This window comes from Shimazuella soli (genome assembly GCF_022511585.1).
Lineage (GTDB): Bacteria > Bacillota > Bacilli > Thermoactinomycetales > Thermoactinomycetaceae > Shimazuella > Shimazuella soli.
Genome location: NZ_JAKWBN010000003.1, coordinates 184,923 through 203,144, shown reverse-complemented (window position 1 = coordinate 203,144; position 18,222 = coordinate 184,923). Strand labels below are relative to the sequence as shown.

The following is an 18,222-nucleotide window of genomic DNA, read 5'->3' as shown; positions in this document are numbered from 1 at the left end:
TTTTATATTTATTCTGCACATATTCTACATTTATTAAATAAAGGATCATACCTAAGTCAAAACTAATTGGTATGATCCTTTGTATTTTTTTGGCGATAGCTCCATATTGTTGAATACTGTACTTAAGTCTGCTGGTATTCAAGGAAAGCCTTTAATAGGAAGGATTGGCTCCGAGATGAGCCTGACCTACCCGACTGGACAAAACACCCAATTTTTGATTTCCTAAAATTTTTATTTATTTGCTGCGTTTATAACACTAAGTGAATGGTTAAGAGCAGACTTGCACTTGCTGGCTTCAGGGTTTGACGAACGAATGGATGCTAATACAACGTCAATCGTTCCATCAATTTTCGTCCATGTTGTGCCATCAATTGCCCTAAGTCTAGGTTCCTGTGTATCCCATTGATGTTCCAGATCGTCCGCATCTTTTTTTGCTGTGGAAAAGTCATTTGAGTTTACAGCTTTTAGCATATCATTTTCAATTTTAACAAAATCCGTTAATTGCCTACTTAATGTGGTTGCTGATGAAGTACTATTTGATGCTGATTTATTTGCACCATCTAAGACTTTAAGCGAGTCCTTAAGTGCAGATTTAGACTTGTTAACATCGGGGCTAGATGAACGCACCGATGATAATACCACATCAATCGTCCCATCGATTTTTGTCCATGTTGTGCCATCAATTGCCCTAAGTTTAGGTTCTGCTGCATCCCAATCGTGTTCCAATTTGTCCGCATCTTTTTTTGCTGTAGAAAGGTCATTTGAGTTTACAGCTTTTAACATGTCATTTTCAATTTTGATAAAACCTTGTAACTGTCCAGCTAAAGTCGTTTGCGCTGTATTAGATTGTGATGCGATATAGTTACTGCGCCAAATATAACTTCCTACTCCAAGAACTAAGAAAATACATAATGCCGCAATGGTTTGTACCAGAACATTTTTCTTGTTTCCATTTTTCTCTACGGTTTCATTTCTGGTGGCTGTTATATCAATTTTTGAAACAGCAAGATAGATGATGATTAGTAATATAGCTAACAGAAAAATAACACTTGTAACCGTTGTTCCTAAACCTAATCCTCCATTAGCTTTTGGTTGAGATAGGTAATCTCCGAGGGATGCTCCAAGCGGACGAGTTAAAATATATGCAATCCAAAACGCTAGTATTCCATCTAATTTCATTTTCCATGCCAAGAATATACAAGCAATGATGACAATGACTGTTAATCCCGTTTTAAGATAGCCAAACCCTAATTGTTCAGAATATAAATCACCAACTGCTGTTCCAAGTGCAAAAGTGAAAAGAATGGTAAGCCAGTAGAAAACTTCTCTTTTTATTGTATAAATCGAGTGGATCGACAATGTTTTTTCACTAAGATACCAAAAAAGAAAAGTTAATCCAAGGAGTACGGAGAAAACGATTGTACTAACCTCAAGTCGTATTCCCATATTATCTGTCATATTATCCGTTACCAATGTACCAAATACGCTTATAAGCACAACTGTTAACCAATAAATGCCGGGAACATATTTTCTTACACTAAATTGAAGAAACAAAACAATAAAAAAAGCGACTCCCATAATGATCGTAGTATTCATTAATCCAAATCCAAGATTGAAATTCAAAAAATCAGCAAATGTTTCCCCGACAGTTGTACATAAGACTTTGATGATCCAGAAGAAAATAGTAACTTCTGGTACCTTGCTTAAAATTTTCCGACGTTGGCCTGAATAAGTTTGTTCAAGACCGGCTAAGTTTCCGTTCAAAGAACTCATCTCCTTTTTGGAAGTAGTCATTGCTGCATCTCTATTTTCTGTTTTTATCATCTAACTATGAAAATTAGTTGAAAAAGCGCACGATTTCCATTCTAGTATGTGGAATCATTTCCTAAATATGTAATAAAAGAACTAGCCCTCTATTTAAAGCTGGTTCAGCTTAAGATATGTACGGTAGCCCCTAACAGCCCGACCTTACAATACAAAAAGCCTTTTTTTCATCGTTCTTTCATAGTTGGATGCGAGAATTGTATTTTAAAAATTAAAATAAAAGGGGAGAGTACATAAATGTCAACTGCTAAAAAAATCGTAAATTCATCGATTAACAAGATTCCTCAATTGACACTTCTATTTTGGATTATGAAGATCGCAGCAACAACACTGGGGGAAACAGGCAGTGATTTAGTTACTGTACCTGGAACGCAGGATAATTATTTAACTCCATTTCTATTTTTCTTAGGTGTTTTTGCTGTCTTTTTAACCATTCAGTTGTTTGTTAAGAAATATGTTTCTCCTGTTTATTGGACAGTTATTCTTTCAACCAGTCTTGCGGGAACAGCATTTTCGGACTATATGGACCGTTCATTAGGATTAGGATATATGAAAGGTTCTTTTATATTAATAAGTTTGTTAGCAATTATCTTGGCATTTTGGTATTTCACTGAGCCAACATTAAATGTTAAAAGTATTGCAACAAAACGGGTTGAAGTTCTATATTGGATTGCTATTTTAGTTTCGAATACACTAGGAACAGCTGCAGGTGATTTTTTATCTCACAAGGCAGCAGGAGTTGGAACGTTAGCTAGTGGAAGCAGCTATCTTGAACAAGGATTAGGACTTACAATTGCTCAAGGCGCAATGCTAACAGGAGGATTAATATTAATCATTCTTTTAGCGTATAGATTTACGAATATAAATAGAGTGTTTTTATTTTGGGCAGCATTCGTGTTGACTCGTCCGTTTGGAGCTACTTTCGGGGATTTCTTGATTAAACCTCAAGAAAAAGGCGGTCTAGGACTACAAAATGGATCACAAATCGCTTCTGCTATTTTATTAGCTGTTCTTGTAATCTGTCTAATTATTGAGTTCGTAAAAAGTAAACCGAAACAAGATGGATCTATTGAGTCTGAAACATATGAAAGTGCTATCTAATCAGTCCTTATGATAAGAGCATTGAGAAAAATTTTCTTTCAATGCTCTTTATTTTTGCTTAGAAAATGATAGAGCATTATATTAATAACTTGATTTCTACCTACTTTTTTTTAAAAGCGGGTGATTTCTGATGAATTTCTATAAAGGACAGTTAAAGACAGCATCGATTTTATCATCAATTGATCTACTTTTTGGAAACCCAAGGAAAGATACAAGTTAATTGCTGGTGCATTAACAGAACCAGTTTGAACTTTAAATCCGCTTACTTGATTCTCATATTTATGAAATAAAAATTGAATCATTGTTCTGCCTATCCCTCTGCGAAAATAAGCTGGATGAACGAAAACCCGATGAATATCTAACACCTTTTCGATGATTTGAAAACTAATCACACCAACTAGTATTTCCTCATGATAATACCCAAAAAATGTTTCTGTTGTGCTTTGCAAGCTCTCTATTGTATCTTTTAGCGGCGGTATATCTTCCATCCCTATTATTTGTGCTTCCACTTGGTATGCTCGAATTTGTAGTTGAAGAACTTGCTCAGCAGTGTACCTGTCCGTTATATTTAGCAGTTTTATCATGGCATTCACCTAACTATGAGATTGTTTTTCCTTCCGCTGCTTTATTTAATCGATTCATTACAGACAAATATAAACCACTTAATGGGAACGTCTCAGATAGAATGAAATCTATATCCATTAGATCAAACTTACGTAATACATCATATAATCCTTTTGCCACAGATTCTGGAGAAGTGCGACTGCCACAAACTACGATTTGAGCTCCCGTATATTTATCTTCATTTTCAGATGTAGTTAATATACCGACACGATATCCGGATTTCATCTTTTCCCGGGAAATAGTTTGAATCTTCTTCACCATGTCTTCACCTGTCACCAACCACATTTCCCCTTTCGGAGCATAATGGCGATATTTCATCCCAGGAGATCGAGGTTGTTCTTGTAGAGCAGTATCCACTAATACATCTCCTACTACTGACTGTAAATCTTCTAATGTAATTCCCCCTGGCCTTAGTAAAACAGGAGTCTGACCTGTTACATCAATCACAGTGGACTCTACCCCAACCGATGTACTCCCGCCATCCAAAATGAGATCGATTTTCCCATTCAAATCCTCCTCTACATGGCTTGCACTTGTAGGACTCGGCCGGCCAGACCGATTGGCACTCGGAGCAGCGATTGGAACATCCGCCAGTTCTAACAGAGCAAGAGCAAGTGGATGATCAGGTATACGAATACCAACAGTAGTAAGTCCAGCAGTTACACTCGTTGCAAAATCTCCCCTGTGTTTCATCACATAAGTAATAGGCCCTGGAGAAAATCGCTCCATGAGTTGTCTAGCAACACTTGGGACTTCACTTACCCACTGTTCGATTTGCTCTAATTTAGCTAGATGTACAATCAGCGGGTTATCACTTGGTCTGCCTTTGGCTTGAAAAATCTTGCGAACTGCTGCCTCATTTATTGCATCAGCGCCTAATCCATATACTGTTTCGGTCGGAAATGCTACTAAGCCGCCTGTTTGCAAAAGATGGGCGGCTTTTTTTATATCAGAGAGCTGGAGATAAAAGTCTCGTTTTTGTTCATATGGAAGATTAATTACGGTTGTCACTTTGATACCCCTTGTTTTTTATTATCTTTTCAAGGTATCGAATTGGGCACAAAAATGCAAATTAAGGATGAAGCGGATAGCTTAATAGCATGCCACTTGAAGCTACTTGTCTGTAGTGGGGTGAATTTTCTATACTTTCTGGTACCTCACCTGACGGTGTGAAACCCAAATCTAGCATCCATTTTGATGTTGGCGGAACAACCAAACAGAGTTGTTTTTTTCCTTGTTTCTGACAATACCTCATGAAGTGATCGAATAAAGCACCTAATTGTTCTATTGTAGGGATTCCATTTGTAAACCTCAATGAATGCAAGTATCCTACGTCTTCATGTAACTCTATCGCCAACATCCCAATGGGTTTTTCATCCACTAAGGACTGCAAAATAAAATAATCATCGATTTTATGTATAGGCTCACTAGAGACACTCAAATTACAAGTATTTATCCATTTTCGATCTTCTTCTACTGCTTTGCGTAAAAAAAACATTCCAAAACTCCTTTTTGTTCATAGTTTGTTTCTAATCTATGAAACAAGAGCTTATTTAGAACTATTTTTCCAGATGAAAGGCTTAGTTTTTCCATAAAGTGAATAACATGACTTTTTGGATAAATCCAAGCTACGATGAAAAGAGAATCCCAGTCTGAAAGGACATCACAACAGATGACCATCGGTAAGGACTTCCAGCGGCTGAACCTCGCGATCGTGGCGGCGGCTCTGCATTACCCATGTGAAAGCATGTCGATAAAGCAGAGCCGCCGCGACATTTGTAGGACTTTTTTAAAATAACTCCTTCACTTCATCCAACAATAAAAACCGAACTTCTAAATGGTTTGCTTTGACTTGTTTTTTGTCTTTACCAGCCTCTGCGTATACTTCTCCCTCGGGATGAACATCAGTGGACAAAACCGCACCACTGTCATTTTTCGGAAAAGCCTCACCTTTCCCCATATCCACAAAACAGAGGGGAGGAAAAAGCACACACCACCAGTTACCCCCCTTACCAGAACCAATAGTCACTAAAAGTGCTTCATAATTGCCAGCTGCATATACTTGATCCCCATATAGCTTTGTAGGAAAAGGAACTTGTCCAAATTGAACTTTAACTGGATAAGAAAAGCCATATTTCTTGATCGTCTCTTTGGCTAACTGTTGAAACAATAGCAGATGCTGGCGAACCATTTGCCGGGCTTCTGCTATGTTTTTTGGTTTATGTACCCATGTTTTCATTTCACTCACAATTTCATTACGAACTTGACGTTTGAGCCACTGATCTTGAACAGAATCACTATTGGCGAGAATCCGAAGCCTTACCGCTTCATTTGGAATACTTGGTACACGGCTTTCCACTGAATGGTGACTAGATACAATCCACATCGATAAGAAAAATGTTATAAGTGCAAAAAACTTTTTCATGTAGTTCCCTCCTCCCTATTCAGTATGGACAAATGAGAGGAAGTTTAGTCGTGTTACCATTCGGAAAATTTTGTTATAATTACAAATAAATATTTTCGAGGAGGGACTTCGTATGCGTATTTATCTCCTTTTGTTACCTTTTTTGGTATCTTATCTCACATTAGGCTGTACATCACACGCATCCAAACAAGCCGTAGCAACGTTAATTGATTCCAAAGGAATGAATGTAGGAACGGTGAAAATAACGGAGAATCACGATGGGGTACAAGTAGAGGTAAAAGCACAAAATTTACCTGCAGGTCCTCATGCCTTCCATATCCATGCGATTGGAAAATGCTCTGCCCCAGATTTTAAATCCGCTGGTCCTCATTTTAATCCAACCGGAAAACAACACGGTCATCTCAATCCACAGGGAAGTCATGCAGGGGACTTGGGAAATATCACTGTCAAAAGTGATGGAACATTTCAATTAACCAAAAAACTTGAAGGAATTACATTGGAAGCGGGACAAAAAAATTCACTCTTTCAAAGTACAGGTACCGCTTTTGTGATTCACGAAAAACCAGATGATGAGAAAACTGACCCAACTGGAAACGCTGGTAATCGTATCGCTTGTGGAATAGTGAAGGTTTCAAAATAAAAATTACATACTTTTCCATATAATCTGGCTCATGAAGACAACAGTAAATGTCTTCATGAGCCGTTTTTCCCTTGTCAGAAGAGGATTGGAATACCTCTCTTCTCCATCCGCTGGAGAGCCTCCTTAGCTTCTGTACTGCCTAGTGGAGAAAGCAGGTAGTGTATGTTTTTATCTCTCAAGAACTTCCCAACCAATTCCTCGTGATACAACCTTTCGAGGAATGTGTCGGTGGCTTCAGGAATCTCGTCTGCCTGAATTTCATTTTCACCTTGCAGCAAAAATAGGAGCACCTTCAGCCGTGATTCTATAAGCAGCCTATCAGGACTTGTTTGCAGTGCTACTACAAACGCCATAAACTGGTCCACTGAAATAGAACCATTGGTTGAGCCTACTTCAATCGCGGAAAGCCGGGCACTTTTCATACGGACTCCCAGAGCTTCTACCTCTTCAGAAAACTGCTTGACAGACCATCCATACGTTATCCTCATTTCCCGAACATTATCAGCAACAACTCGAGCGTAATAGTTTTTCGGGTAAGGGACAAGCTCTTCTCTCTCGAGGATGACAAAATCCCTCAAGTCAAGCTTATCTGGATGCTCCGTAAGCAGCCACTCAGGGGTTGTACGAAATATCTTCGCACAGGCTATGAGTTGATCTATAGTCAAAGTAGGTACTGCCTGAGAAAAAGGTATACCTCGTTCGATTAGGGAAATGTTCTTGATTCCCACTCCCAGCAAACGAAGCTTTAGCTCGCAGACTCGCTGCGACCAGCCCCAATACGCTCTGATCAGCGCGATATTCCTTCCCACCACTCCAGAATAATAAGTTTCCACTTCTGTTCGTGGGCCATTCTTCCATGCAGATGGCATTTTTCTTCCTCAAGGGATAACGACAATACCAACTGATTATACTGAAAAAGAATAGTTTTATAAACATAATCAATAAATATTAATGAATTTCTATACAAATTTAAATAAATACAGTTTGATCTCATCCATCAAACATGGTAATCTTACCCAAAAAACAGCTGTGAGGGCAACCTATGGTACATATTCTCATCGTAGAAGATGACATTCATATTCGAAATATGATTGCATTTTATTTAAAAAAAGAAGGCTTTGAAATTCATCAGTCGGAAAATGGTGATCATGCTCTCACTACGATAAACTCCAAACCGATCGATCTGGTAGTTCTAGATATTATGTTGCCAGAAAAAGATGGATGGGAAGTTTGCCGAGAAATTCGTAAGGCTCGCGACACCCCGATTTTGATGGTAACTGCAAAACGGGAAACCAATCAAAGGATCAAAGGGTTGGAGATTGGAGCAGATGACTATATCACGAAACCATTTGATCCATTAGAACTAGTTGCAAGGGTAAAGGCGTTACTTCGACGTGCTCGGATGACCTCCCGTAACTGGGTAAAAATAGGGGATACCATTATTGATGCAAATAGTTATACCGTCAACACAGGACACCAAATGATACAACTCCCTCCGAAAGAATTTGAGCTTCTTTTTCAATTAGCCAGCTACCCTGGTCAAATATTTACTAGAGCTCAATTGATTGAAAGAATCTGGGGCATTGACTTTGTTGGTGATGAACGAACAGTTGATGTCCATATCAAGCGGCTGCGACAACGCTTTGATCAAGAAACCAATGCTTTTCAGATCACTACGGTTCGAGGTCTTGGCTACCGATTGGATGTGCCCTCATGATACGCACCTTATATTTTCGGTTGGTTGTTACTTTCATTGGTGTCGTTTTTATAAGTTTAGTCATTTCATTTTTTACCGCTGATATACTTTATCGCCAAGACATAGAAAAGCAAATCCAGCAAACTATCGTCCGCCAAGGGAAAGAAATAATCTCTTTATACCAACAAAATCCTTCAAAAAACATAGATTCATATCTGAAGAGTATTTCCCGACTCCATTATGATATCTGGTTATTTACTAACTCCAAAAATGGAAAATATTTTAGTGTGAATTCCAAAAAAACAAGTGCCCCTTTTACGAATAAAGATATTCAATTTGTGAAGAAAGGCGGAATTTATTATGGAAAACCGAATACGAAATCGTTTCAAGTGGTAGGACTGCCTTTCCAAATTAATAACCAACCCCATGCACTCTTCATTAAACTCAATGAACTGAGATTTAGTGAAAAAATAAACCAAATTGTACACACGATTCTTTACAGCGTTTTTATCATAGGCAGTATTTTGATTTTGATTGCATCTCAATACCTTGTAAGACCGTTAAAAGCGATGACATCGGCAACCAAAAAGCTATCCCAAGGCAACTTTGATATTCATCTTGAAGTAAAACAAAAGAACGAGCTGGGCACGCTAGCACATAGTTTTAATCGGATGGCTAAAGAATTAAGAGAGCTGGAACAAATGCGGCAAGACTTTGTGTCCAATGTATCTCATGAAATCCAATCGCCTCTCACGTCCATACGAGGCTATTCCGAAATGTTAAAAGACCAAACCATTTCCATCGAAGAACGAACTGCATTTCTCGATATTATCCAGCAAGAAACCGAGAGATTGTCCCGTTTGAGTGAAAACTTGCTAAAATTAGCTTCCCTTGAATCCAATCACCATCCTTTTCATGCTGAATCTTACCGTTTGGATGAACAACTTCGAAGACTTGTAGCCTTCTTGGAGCCACAATGGTCAAAAAAGCAGTTAAAAGTAACAGTGAAGCTAGAAAAAATAACGGTCTTTGCTGATCAAGACCAGCTCAGTCAAGTATGGCTGAATTTGCTCAGCAATAGTATCAAGTTCACACCGGATGAAGGAAGCATTCACATCCAACTTACAAATACAGAACGACAAATCATCGTTCAAGTAACAGATACAGGGATTGGCATCCCAAAGGATGTCCAACCGCATATTTTTGATCGCTTTTACACCGGAGATCCTGCTAGAAACCGTCTGAAATCTGGTAATGGACTTGGATTATCCATCGCCAAAAAAATAGTGGAATTACATGATGGTCAAATAAAAGTAGATAGCGAAGAAGGCAAAACGACAACTTTTACTGTTACTTTGCCAAAACAAATATAAAGCAACCTTTTTCCAAAGATTGCTTTTTTATTCACCATTTTGTCAAAACTATAGTCGTTTGTTCATACTGTGTTCATCTTGGACGACTACTTTTATAGCAGCAAAATAAAGGAGGAGCCCTTCGTGACAAAATGGAGCTTAAAAAATAACATTGTTATTATCTTGCTCGCCATTATTGTGATTGTTTCTGGTGTGCTTGTTACAGGAAAGCTGAAATTAGAAACAATCCCAGATGTAAGCAACCCGATACTTACTGTACAAGCCAATCAACCCGGCGCTAGTGCAGAAGATATAGAAAAAGATGTAACAAAACCGCTTGAAGATGCCATCAAACAACAAAATGATTATGAGAGCTTTACGAGTACTTCAAGCGATAATGTAACAAGTATTCAAATCACATATCCTTATGGAACAGATTTGGATAAAAAAGAACAGGAATTAAACAATAATTTTGCAAAAGTGGCTTTGCCAGAAAAAGCAGAGTTTCAAATTAAACGCATTAGCCTAGAGGACTTGCCTGTTTATTCCGCTGCACTTTCCACCAAATACGAAGCGGATTTGCAAAAAGAATTAGAAGACAAGATCATCCCTGAACTAGAAAAAACAGATGGCGTTAATGAAGTAACCCTAAAAGGAACAAAAACTACAAAGGTCGCAATCCAAGTAAACCTGGAAAAAGCCAGACAAAAAGGGTTATCGCTGAGCACGATTCAGCAGTCAATCCAAAATCAAGAGTATGCACTGCCTGCTGGTTCTGCTGAAACAAAAGACAATACCATAGCGGTTCGTTTAGTCGGACACATTCAAAAAGTCGCGGATTTAAAAAATATCCCGATCATCCCTACAGCAGCAGGAGCAAACCCACAGCTTGCTGCATCCGTAAAACCAGTTAAACTGGGAGATATTGCCCAGATCAAAACGATCTCAGAGCAAAATGAAATCAGCAAAGTCAATGGAGAAAATGCATTTCAGATCGAGGTCACAAAAGATAAAGATGCCAACACAACGGACGTCTCTAAAGCGGTACGGGATATACTGGCGAAGTACCAGCAAAATGTCGCTTTTAAAATTCATACGATCGCAGATCAAGGAGATGCCACAGAAAAATCGATTTCCAGTTTGATTCACGAGGCCCTGTATGGAGCAATATTTGTCGTGTTGATCATTGCCCTCTTTTTGCGCAATATCCGGGCAACCATCATCGCCTTAATTTCTATTCCGATCTCCATTCTAGTTACATTAAACTTGATGGAACCGATGGGATATACCTTAAACATTATGACCCTTGGTGGACTAGCAGTCGCTGTTGGACGAATTGTTGATGACAGCATCGTGGTAATCGAAAATATTTTCCGTTGGAAGCAGCAAAAAGGAAATGAACTTACCCAGAAGCAAATTGTACTAAGAGCAACCAAAGAAGTGGGAACTGCTGTAGCTTCTTCTACCTTCGTTACGATCGCAGTCTTTCTTCCACTTGCCTTTGTCTCTGGTATGGTTGGAGAAATTTTCCGTCCCTTTGCTTTAACAGTAGCTATCTCCATCCTAGTGTCTTTGATCGTGGCATTTACCTTGATCCCTATGCTGGGAGCATCGTTCTTTAAAAAAGTTGCCTATCATTCCGAAGAAACGAGACTTTCTCGTATCTATGGAAAATTACTGCATGGTGCGCTGCGTCAGAAGGCGTTGGTGATCATTGCATCCCTTTTCTTATTGATCGGTTCACTCGCAATGATTCCTCGTCTCGGCTTTTCTTTCTTACCATCAGGAGATGCAGAACTTGTTACGTCTGAGATTACCTTACCGACTGGTACAACACTTGGCGCTACAGAGGATCTGGCAAATAAATTAGAGAACAAAATGAAAGAAATGAATCTCTTTGACAAGCGGCAAGTGACAGTTGGTATGTCGAATATGCTTCAGATGGCAGATACAAATCAACAAAAGATAACATTTACATTAGAGCTGAAAAACGGCGTATCCGTCGATGATGCTCTAACCAAAGTAGAAAAAGAAATGACGAAAATAAGCCAAGATAAATATCCAAATGCAAAAGTCAAAGTATCCGAACAAGCACATGCAGGACCTGGATCAGGAAATAATGTCGAGGTCAAACTATATGGAGATAATCTAAAAAATTTAACAACAGCATCGAATCAAATAGAAGATCTATTCAACCAAAATAAAGACCTAAAAAACGTTACCAATAATAGTCAAGAAACCCGTAAGGCATGGAACATCACCTTAAATCAAGAAGGAAAAGACTTAGGTCTTACCCCAGGCCAAGTAATGCAGACAGTGAGCGAACATCTTCAACCATTAGATGTCGGAACTTATACATTGGATGGGTTGGATAAAAGTCTCGTACTCGAATATAACGATAAAATTTCAACAGAAGCACAGTTAAAAGCGATAAAAATCCAAACAGCTAAAGGAGAAAAAGCATTATCGGACATCGCAGATGTTAAATGGAGCAATGTCCCAGCATCAATTCTGCATGAAAATGGTGACACATATACCAAAGTAACTGCCTTAGTGAAAGGGAACAATACGTTAAAGGTTACCGATCAAATCAAGCAAGATATTGATGCCTTATCTCTCCCAAGCGGCATTACGGTGCAAGTTGGCGGCGGAAATCAAGATATTACAGATGGACTCACTAGTCTTGGTATCTCAATCGTCATAGCCATCGGATTGGTATTTGTCATCTTGAGCATGACCTATGGCGGATTACTGACCCCATTGGTAATCTTGTCCTCTCTCTTGTTTGTTCCCATTGGAGCGATAGCAGGATTATTGATAACCGGACAACCGATATCGATGAGTGTGATGATCGGCCTGTTGATGCTCGTTGGGATCGTCGTCACCAATGCAATTGTGCTGTTAGATCGAGTAGAAAGCAAACGAAAAGCAGGATTGGGCTTACAGCAAGCTCTGATGGATGCAGCAAAAACGCGTCTGCGTCCGATCTTAATGACAGCTCTCGCTACCATCTGTGCCTTGATCCCATTGGCTCTGTCTACCGATTCTAGTTTGCTGATTTCCCAAGGGCTGGCAATAACAGTTATCGGCGGTTTGACAACCTCAACACTATTGACACTGTTCTTTGTTCCTGCACTCTATGCTCTTGTTGGGAAGTTTCGGAAAATCGAAGTTGATGCAGCAGAACTGGAATTAGAACAAAAAGTAAGTCCGAAAAAAGAGGAAAACAAGGAAAAAGAAAGAGAATTGGTAGAGGTTTAAGACAGCACATAAACACCTTCTGTTATCGTATATCGATGAGAAGGTGTTTATTTTTTCTCTTCATTTAAGAACATTAAATCACTCAGACGTTTTATGGTATACATTCATCATCAAATGACAAGAAACCTACTCTGGGTTTTATATAAGATAAACAGAAAATTCCCAACTGGAACGTATCTATTGATGCCTATCTACAAACTGTTTCAACCTTTCTTTAGACAGTAACCCAAACTCTTTATCTACTGGTTTCCCATCTTTAAACAAAATGACAGCAGGGATACTCCTAATTCCAAATTTAGCAAATGTATCTTTATTTTCATCTACATTCATTTTTATAATTTTGACTCTCCGTTTCTCTTCTGCACCATATGCCTCCAGTATAGGAGCGAACATCTGACAGGGTCTGCACCAAGGCGCCCAAAAACTCACGAGGGTCAAACCTTTATTCTGTATATCCGCTTTAAGGGAAGCATCTGTCCCATGATAGATAGCCATTTTAAAGTTCCTTTCTGCTTTGAACATATTTTTATTTATATGAACCCTTGTTTCATTGGTGAGGCTATTTCAGAACTTGTACATATACCTATTACTGGAACACTGACAAATGAATATGGTTACTGTCTGAATTACATCGAAGGGAAAAAGGATATATCACTAAAAAAACAAAAAACGATAAGGACTTCTATCCTTAACGTTTTTTATATCAAACCATATATTACAACCTGACTTTTTCTAGCAAACGTTTATACTTACGCTGTCGTTTCACATTAGCCAACTTCTCCGCACATTTACTTCCCTTTTCCAATAAAGAAACAGAAGGATTGTGGATCTTCTGGAACAGATATTGTCCTTGCCAAAAGCTCTGTTTTGCTAGTTTCTTTTTCTTTTGCCGGTAACATCCAAGACTTATATCAAACCATGTCTCGGTTAACGATCTCCCTAAGTTCGTCTCCCTCCAGCCCTGAAAATTCTTCAAATGTTTACCCCATGTTTTTGCAGTTAAAAATGCATTTCGATAGTCTTCTGTGGAAATATAAAGTTTCACAAGTTGATGAATAGCAACTGCTTTATCCCAATCCAATTCTAATTCCTCAATATGTCTAATCTGATAGTAAATTGCCTTTTCTATATTCCCAGCATCTTCTGCATAATGGGACAGCTCTTGATCACTTCGTCCCTCTTGCTTTTCCACTTGTAAAAATAGCTTTTCTGCCTCAATGCTATCCTCTAGTAGAACAGCTTGTTCGAAGAGAGTAGCTATATCTTCGTCTTCTTTTTGCTTTGGATATCTCTTCTTCATTCCTTCGAGAAACCGATCTATGGATTGTTCTGTATACATCCCCCGCAGATGATCTCGATGCTCCCATAAATAAAGGTTGTCTTCTGTTATTTGCTGTTCCTCTAAATACGCACATGTTGCTTTTACCCCTGCTGAAAAAATAAACTCTGCATCATATCCACAGTATGTATCAAAATTCGCATACTTCGCTTTCTCAAACAGCCAGACATTTTCCACTTCTCGGTAAGAAGCCAGAAGATACGATAAAAGCATAAGCACATCACTGTTTCCTTGAAACGGATCACTTTGCCTGCTCTCTACCTCTTGTTCCAGTAAATATTTGATTAATGATTTATCTGTCGGCTGATGATCATATTGCAATGCCGTTGCCAATGCATATCGTTTCTGGTAGTTCACATCTTCTGATTGATCATTTTGGACAAATGCAAACTCATCCCATAATTGTCGTGTCTTTCGGATATTGGAAAGATTGTTTTCCACTTCCTTTATCTCCATAAGCTTCACCCTTCTCTTGTTGTCTATAAGATGATTTTACACGACTTAATAAACGAAAAATTACGAAAGTATATCAAAGTTTTTACCAATTATCAGAATGTAGCATTCAAGCTAGAAGAAAACGAAAATTTAGGGTAGATTCAACAAAATATCTGAATCTACCCTAGTGCTCAATGCCTTCTTCGTCTGATAAATTTTGCAGCAACATAAACAATAACAATGAAAGCAAGAAAAAAATATACAAGGATACCAGTAATTCCACTGTCCCCATCGATGTCATTACCATGGGAAATAGAAGAATGATGCGAGTGATAGGAATGATGCGATTTAGCATAGCTTTGTTCGGTTTGAAACAAAAATAGAACAAAGACAAGAGTTATGGAAAGTAATAAGGATGTAATACGTATCAAATAAAGACCTCCATTAAATTAAGATAAATCTATTTTACATGAATAAAAGAAAAAGAGGAGTGTAATCTAGTCTGTTTAAAGAGTTTCCAAAAGAATAAATTTTCCTATTTATTAGATTCCGAGAATCAGTGAAAATCTAGGAAAAAATATCAAAGTTTTTACCTATGATCAGCATAGTTCCATTCATATCGATAACCTTTGAATCTAGCAAATCAAACTCAATTGTTCGCTGTTCATCTACCTTTAATGAAATCCTTTTGATATCTCGTTTTTCCTCTCGTAGAAATCGTGATTCATCAAAATAATATTCCACCCGCATTTCTACCGGGCTAATAAAATACTTAGATCGATCATAAAAACGATATGTTTTATAGCTAAGAATCTCTTTGATAAAACCTCGTACTTTTTCATTTTCTCCCTCTACAACCAGCTTTAAAGCCATCTCATCCCCACCATTTCGATATGTAAAATTCTTACTAACAGTCTATTCATTTACATAATTTTTAGCAATAACAAAATAATTTTACTTTTATTCTGTTATTTATTTATCAATTTGTAATTTGTTTCAAGTTCAGATAAAATCACCGAAAAATCTATTATCCATTACGGAGAAAAAAAGGAGAGTGGCAAAATGAGAAAAGATATCGTAGGTCCTGTCTTACTGGAAGAGCGAAGAAAACAAGGGAAAACACAACAAATGATGGCAGATGCCCTTGGAATAGGAACAACCACCATCAGCAGTATCGAACGCGGATTGCCCACCGTTGCCGATGAAAAATACATCGAGTATGCGAAGTTTCTTGGAAAAGCAGAAGAATTATTTGGGATTATTGATGAAATGATGGAGCGGGAAAGAGGTGTGATGCAGGAATTACAGCATATCGAAGATGTCCTGACTGCTGTACCTGAAACCGCCCTTAAGCAGATAGATGGATTCCCAGACTTACATATATTTCGTGATGCCAGTGCATTTGCCTCTTTCTTACGAGGTCGTGTCTACTATGAGCAAAAGAAATATGGCAAGGCGAAAAAACAGTTGGAGTTAACATTAAAAACACTCGACCAATGCCCCAATCTTGCAAACTCCAACCTGCCGCCGATTTGCTATAACGATCTTGCACGTATCGCTTTTTATGAGAGCAATGACTATGAAAAAGCTTGGCAGCTTACCCAAAAGGCAATTGACTGCTTTGTAGACGATGGGGACAGAAAATATTACAAAATCTTTCTATACTTCAATCAAGCGATCTACTTGGAACAGCTAAACAGAATCGAAGAAGCATGTCAGTATCTGGAGTACTTATTAGATAATCCAGATTCTTTTAAAGACCATTTATCGATTTCCATTCAGGTATATGAACGGTATGCTTTGCTATTAAAAAAATTGGATATGCCTTTGAAAGCACTTAAATATGTCCAAAAAGGTCTGCAAAAGGCTTGGAAAAACCGATCTTATAAACGATTATTCTCCATTTGGTCTACAATGGGTAGTATTCTAACTCAATTAGGGCAATTAGATGAAGCAAAAATTAGATATCAAAAATCGTTGGATTTAGTTTCCTATGTGTCTAAAAATTCACCACTGATTGCAGACACTTATTACCGCTTTGGAAAACTATTAAGGGATAGGAAAGAATATAAGGAAGCAGAACAACAACTATTACTTGCCACTAAGTACTCCGAAAAAACCAATGATATTGATACAAGATTACACAGTTACGCAACATTAGGAGATGTACAACTAAAGTTAAATAAAAAATCATCTGCAAGTGAATCATTCAATAAAGTCAGAGAATTACTTGATTCACCTAATGATGAAAATGTAGTAACAGTAGATATTTACATTATGCTGAGCGACTTCTATAGTATTATAGGAGACGAGAGTATGTTAAAACATTATCAAGATTTAGCTTGGAAAGAGTGGAGAAAAGGAGGTGTTAAACATGTTGTACTATGATCCAAAAGGTGATCCAGAACCAGATTAGCTAAAAATAATTCGAAACCTTCTTACATCAGTAAGAGGGTTTTTTATTCACTTTACAGAGATCCATATCCCAGTCTACCGGAAAAGTGCAAATATTGGACTTCGGAAATATGAAAGCAGCAAATCTGCGGGATAATAATCAGAAAATATTGATATTGATAATATATTACATATTATTTAAAATATTTACAGATTTAAAAAACTAGAAAATAATGGGAGGCATGAAAAAATGAGCATATTTATTACGCATAGAGGTTACGAGAGCCTTAAGAACATACATGGAAAATTAAATAGAAGTATTTCAATATCAGTAAGTTTGTCTTAGTCAAAGTACTGCCAAACTTTTTATTTTATTTGTTTATACATTCTATAATTCTATTTGGCGAAGATATTTCTTTTACATAAGAGCCCTAAGTCAATAACCGATGAAAAATAATCGGAAGTAAGTGATTGAACAACGGCTTTAGTGGGAATAGCATAGGGCATTTTCACACTTATATGGCACATAAAAGCGAGACTAAGTATCAGTTACAAATTCGTTAACTTTCACTTGTCTCGCACCTAGCTTCATTTATCTGAACAAAAACGAATGTACGGGCGGCTGACTCTTAGGATCAAGAGTAGCCGTCCTCCAAAGCAAAGTGCCTTGGAGGAACCGCCCACCCTAGGGCTCACCGCAGACGCGGGAGCTTGGCGTCTCCCCAGAACTTGTAGCCCTTGGGAAACTCCACGAGCTTGTAGCCACCCACTTCCCCGCAGGCGAAGTAGTAGCAACCACCCCACACGACAAGCTTCTGGGTCCACTCGGGGACATCTACGATCTGGAGACCGCAATTGTCCGCCTCACGTGCGATGGTCATGGTGAGCTTCTCACCGTCCCACGAGAGAAGGTGGAGCGGGAGCATGTACTCCTGCTCAAACACAATCTCCTCTTCCGGGTTGTCAGCGGTGAGGATCGCGCCCTCCTCCGTGTTTTCGAGGGTGCAGGTGACGTTGCCGATCACGATGCCAGGAATGGTGTTGATCATGGGAACTCTCCTCAGGTATTACGGGCGGTTGTTGAGTACCTATAGTATACCAGATGGAAATAAGTTTAAAAATATTCGTTTT

The 18,222-nt window shown here is 38.3% G+C and carries 17 protein-coding genes; 6 read left to right on the top strand and 11 right to left on the bottom strand.

Annotated features, from left to right (window positions below; genetic code table 11):
* Positions 1-231 precede the first annotated feature (231 nt).
* Positions 232-1,764 carry a hypothetical protein gene (locus MK805_RS09440; protein ID WP_240875475.1) on the bottom strand — a complete coding sequence of 511 codons (1,533 nt, stop codon included), beginning with the start codon at positions 1,762-1,764 and terminating at the stop codon, positions 232-234.
* 297 nt (positions 1,765-2,061) lie between these two features.
* Between MK805_RS09440 and MK805_RS09435 the strand changes: the two genes are divergently transcribed.
* Positions 2,062-2,925: a COG4705 family protein gene (locus MK805_RS09435; RefSeq protein WP_240875474.1), complete on the top strand. Its 864-nt coding sequence runs from the start codon at positions 2,062-2,064 to the stop codon at positions 2,923-2,925.
* Positions 2,926-3,035: 110 nt separating this feature from the next.
* On the opposite strand, the gene MK805_RS09430 is transcribed toward MK805_RS09435, so the two are convergent.
* The 4 genes from MK805_RS09430 to spoIIR all read right to left on the bottom strand — a co-directional run bounded on the left by MK805_RS09430 (position 3,036) and on the right by spoIIR (position 5,974).
* Positions 3,036-3,509: a GNAT family N-acetyltransferase gene (locus MK805_RS09430; protein ID WP_240875473.1), complete on the bottom strand. Its 474-nt coding sequence runs from the start codon at positions 3,507-3,509 to the stop codon at positions 3,036-3,038.
* Positions 3,510-3,522: 13 nt separating this feature from the next.
* Positions 3,523-4,566, bottom strand: a complete 1,044-nt coding sequence (locus MK805_RS09425; RefSeq protein WP_240875878.1) for an L-threonylcarbamoyladenylate synthase — start codon at positions 4,564-4,566, stop codon at positions 3,523-3,525.
* A 55-nt stretch (positions 4,567-4,621) separates the two neighbouring features.
* Positions 4,622-5,047: a hypothetical protein gene (locus tag MK805_RS09420; protein WP_240875472.1), complete on the bottom strand. Its 426-nt coding sequence runs from the start codon at positions 5,045-5,047 to the stop codon at positions 4,622-4,624.
* A gap of 291 nt (positions 5,048-5,338) precedes the next feature.
* Positions 5,339-5,974, bottom strand: coding sequence for a stage II sporulation protein R (spoIIR, locus tag MK805_RS09415; protein ID WP_240875471.1), 636 nt, complete (start codon positions 5,972-5,974; stop codon positions 5,339-5,341).
* A 112-nt stretch (positions 5,975-6,086) separates the two neighbouring features.
* On the opposite strand from spoIIR, the gene MK805_RS09410 reads away from it, so the two are divergent.
* The gene (locus MK805_RS09410; protein WP_240875470.1) at positions 6,087-6,614 is read left to right on the top strand and encodes a superoxide dismutase family protein; all 528 of its coding nucleotides are present in this window, start codon (positions 6,087-6,089) and stop codon (positions 6,612-6,614) included.
* 74 nt (positions 6,615-6,688) lie between these two features.
* Here the strand turns inward: MK805_RS09410 and MK805_RS09405 are convergent, their stop codons facing one another.
* Positions 6,689-7,483 carry a helix-turn-helix domain-containing protein gene (locus MK805_RS09405; RefSeq protein ID WP_240875469.1) on the bottom strand — a complete coding sequence of 265 codons (795 nt, stop codon included), beginning with the start codon at positions 7,481-7,483 and terminating at the stop codon, positions 6,689-6,691.
* A gap of 173 nt (positions 7,484-7,656) precedes the next feature.
* Here MK805_RS09405 and MK805_RS09400 point away from each other — a divergent pair, with 173 nt between their 5' ends.
* From MK805_RS09400 to MK805_RS09390, 3 genes are all read left to right on the top strand, one after another.
* Positions 7,657-8,331 carry a response regulator transcription factor gene (locus tag MK805_RS09400; RefSeq protein ID WP_240875468.1) on the top strand — a complete coding sequence of 225 codons (675 nt, stop codon included), beginning with the start codon at positions 7,657-7,659 and terminating at the stop codon, positions 8,329-8,331.
* Complete coding sequence (locus MK805_RS09395; RefSeq protein WP_240875467.1) at positions 8,328-9,683, top strand: sensor histidine kinase; 1,356 nt, start codon at positions 8,328-8,330, stop codon at positions 9,681-9,683. Before MK805_RS09400 ends, MK805_RS09395 begins: the two co-directional genes overlap by 4 nt.
* Before the next feature lie 123 nt (positions 9,684-9,806).
* Entirely contained in the window at positions 9,807-12,923 is a 3,117-nt protein-coding gene (locus MK805_RS09390) for an efflux RND transporter permease subunit (RefSeq protein WP_240875466.1), read from the top strand.
* 177 nt (positions 12,924-13,100) lie between these two features.
* On the opposite strand, the gene trxA is transcribed toward MK805_RS09390, so the two are convergent.
* The 4 genes from trxA to MK805_RS09370 all read right to left on the bottom strand — a co-directional run bounded on the left by trxA (position 13,101) and on the right by MK805_RS09370 (position 15,570).
* Positions 13,101-13,418 (bottom strand): thioredoxin, encoded by a 318-nt coding sequence (trxA, locus tag MK805_RS09385; RefSeq protein WP_240875465.1) that lies wholly within the window; start codon positions 13,416-13,418, stop codon positions 13,101-13,103.
* 220 nt (positions 13,419-13,638) lie between these two features.
* On the bottom strand, positions 13,639-14,718 hold the full coding sequence (locus MK805_RS09380) for a hypothetical protein (protein ID WP_240875464.1): 1,080 nt from the start codon (positions 14,716-14,718) through the stop codon (positions 13,639-13,641).
* Positions 14,719-14,888: 170 nt separating this feature from the next.
* Positions 14,889-15,128 carry a hypothetical protein gene (locus tag MK805_RS09375; protein ID WP_240875463.1) on the bottom strand — a complete coding sequence of 80 codons (240 nt, stop codon included), beginning with the start codon at positions 15,126-15,128 and terminating at the stop codon, positions 14,889-14,891.
* Between the two features lie 136 nt (positions 15,129-15,264).
* Positions 15,265-15,570, bottom strand: a complete 306-nt coding sequence (locus MK805_RS09370) for a hypothetical protein (RefSeq protein ID WP_240875461.1) — start codon at positions 15,568-15,570, stop codon at positions 15,265-15,267.
* A 189-nt stretch (positions 15,571-15,759) separates the two neighbouring features.
* Between MK805_RS09370 and MK805_RS09365 the strand changes: the two genes are divergently transcribed.
* A complete protein-coding gene (locus tag MK805_RS09365) occupies positions 15,760-17,085 on the top strand; it encodes a tetratricopeptide repeat protein (RefSeq protein ID WP_240875460.1) in 1,326 nt (441 codons plus the stop codon).
* Positions 17,086-17,783: 698 nt separating this feature from the next.
* Here the strand turns inward: MK805_RS09365 and MK805_RS09360 are convergent.
* Complete coding sequence (locus tag MK805_RS09360) at positions 17,784-18,140, bottom strand: hypothetical protein (protein WP_240875458.1); 357 nt, start codon at positions 18,138-18,140, stop codon at positions 17,784-17,786.
* Positions 18,141-18,222 lie beyond the last annotated feature (82 nt).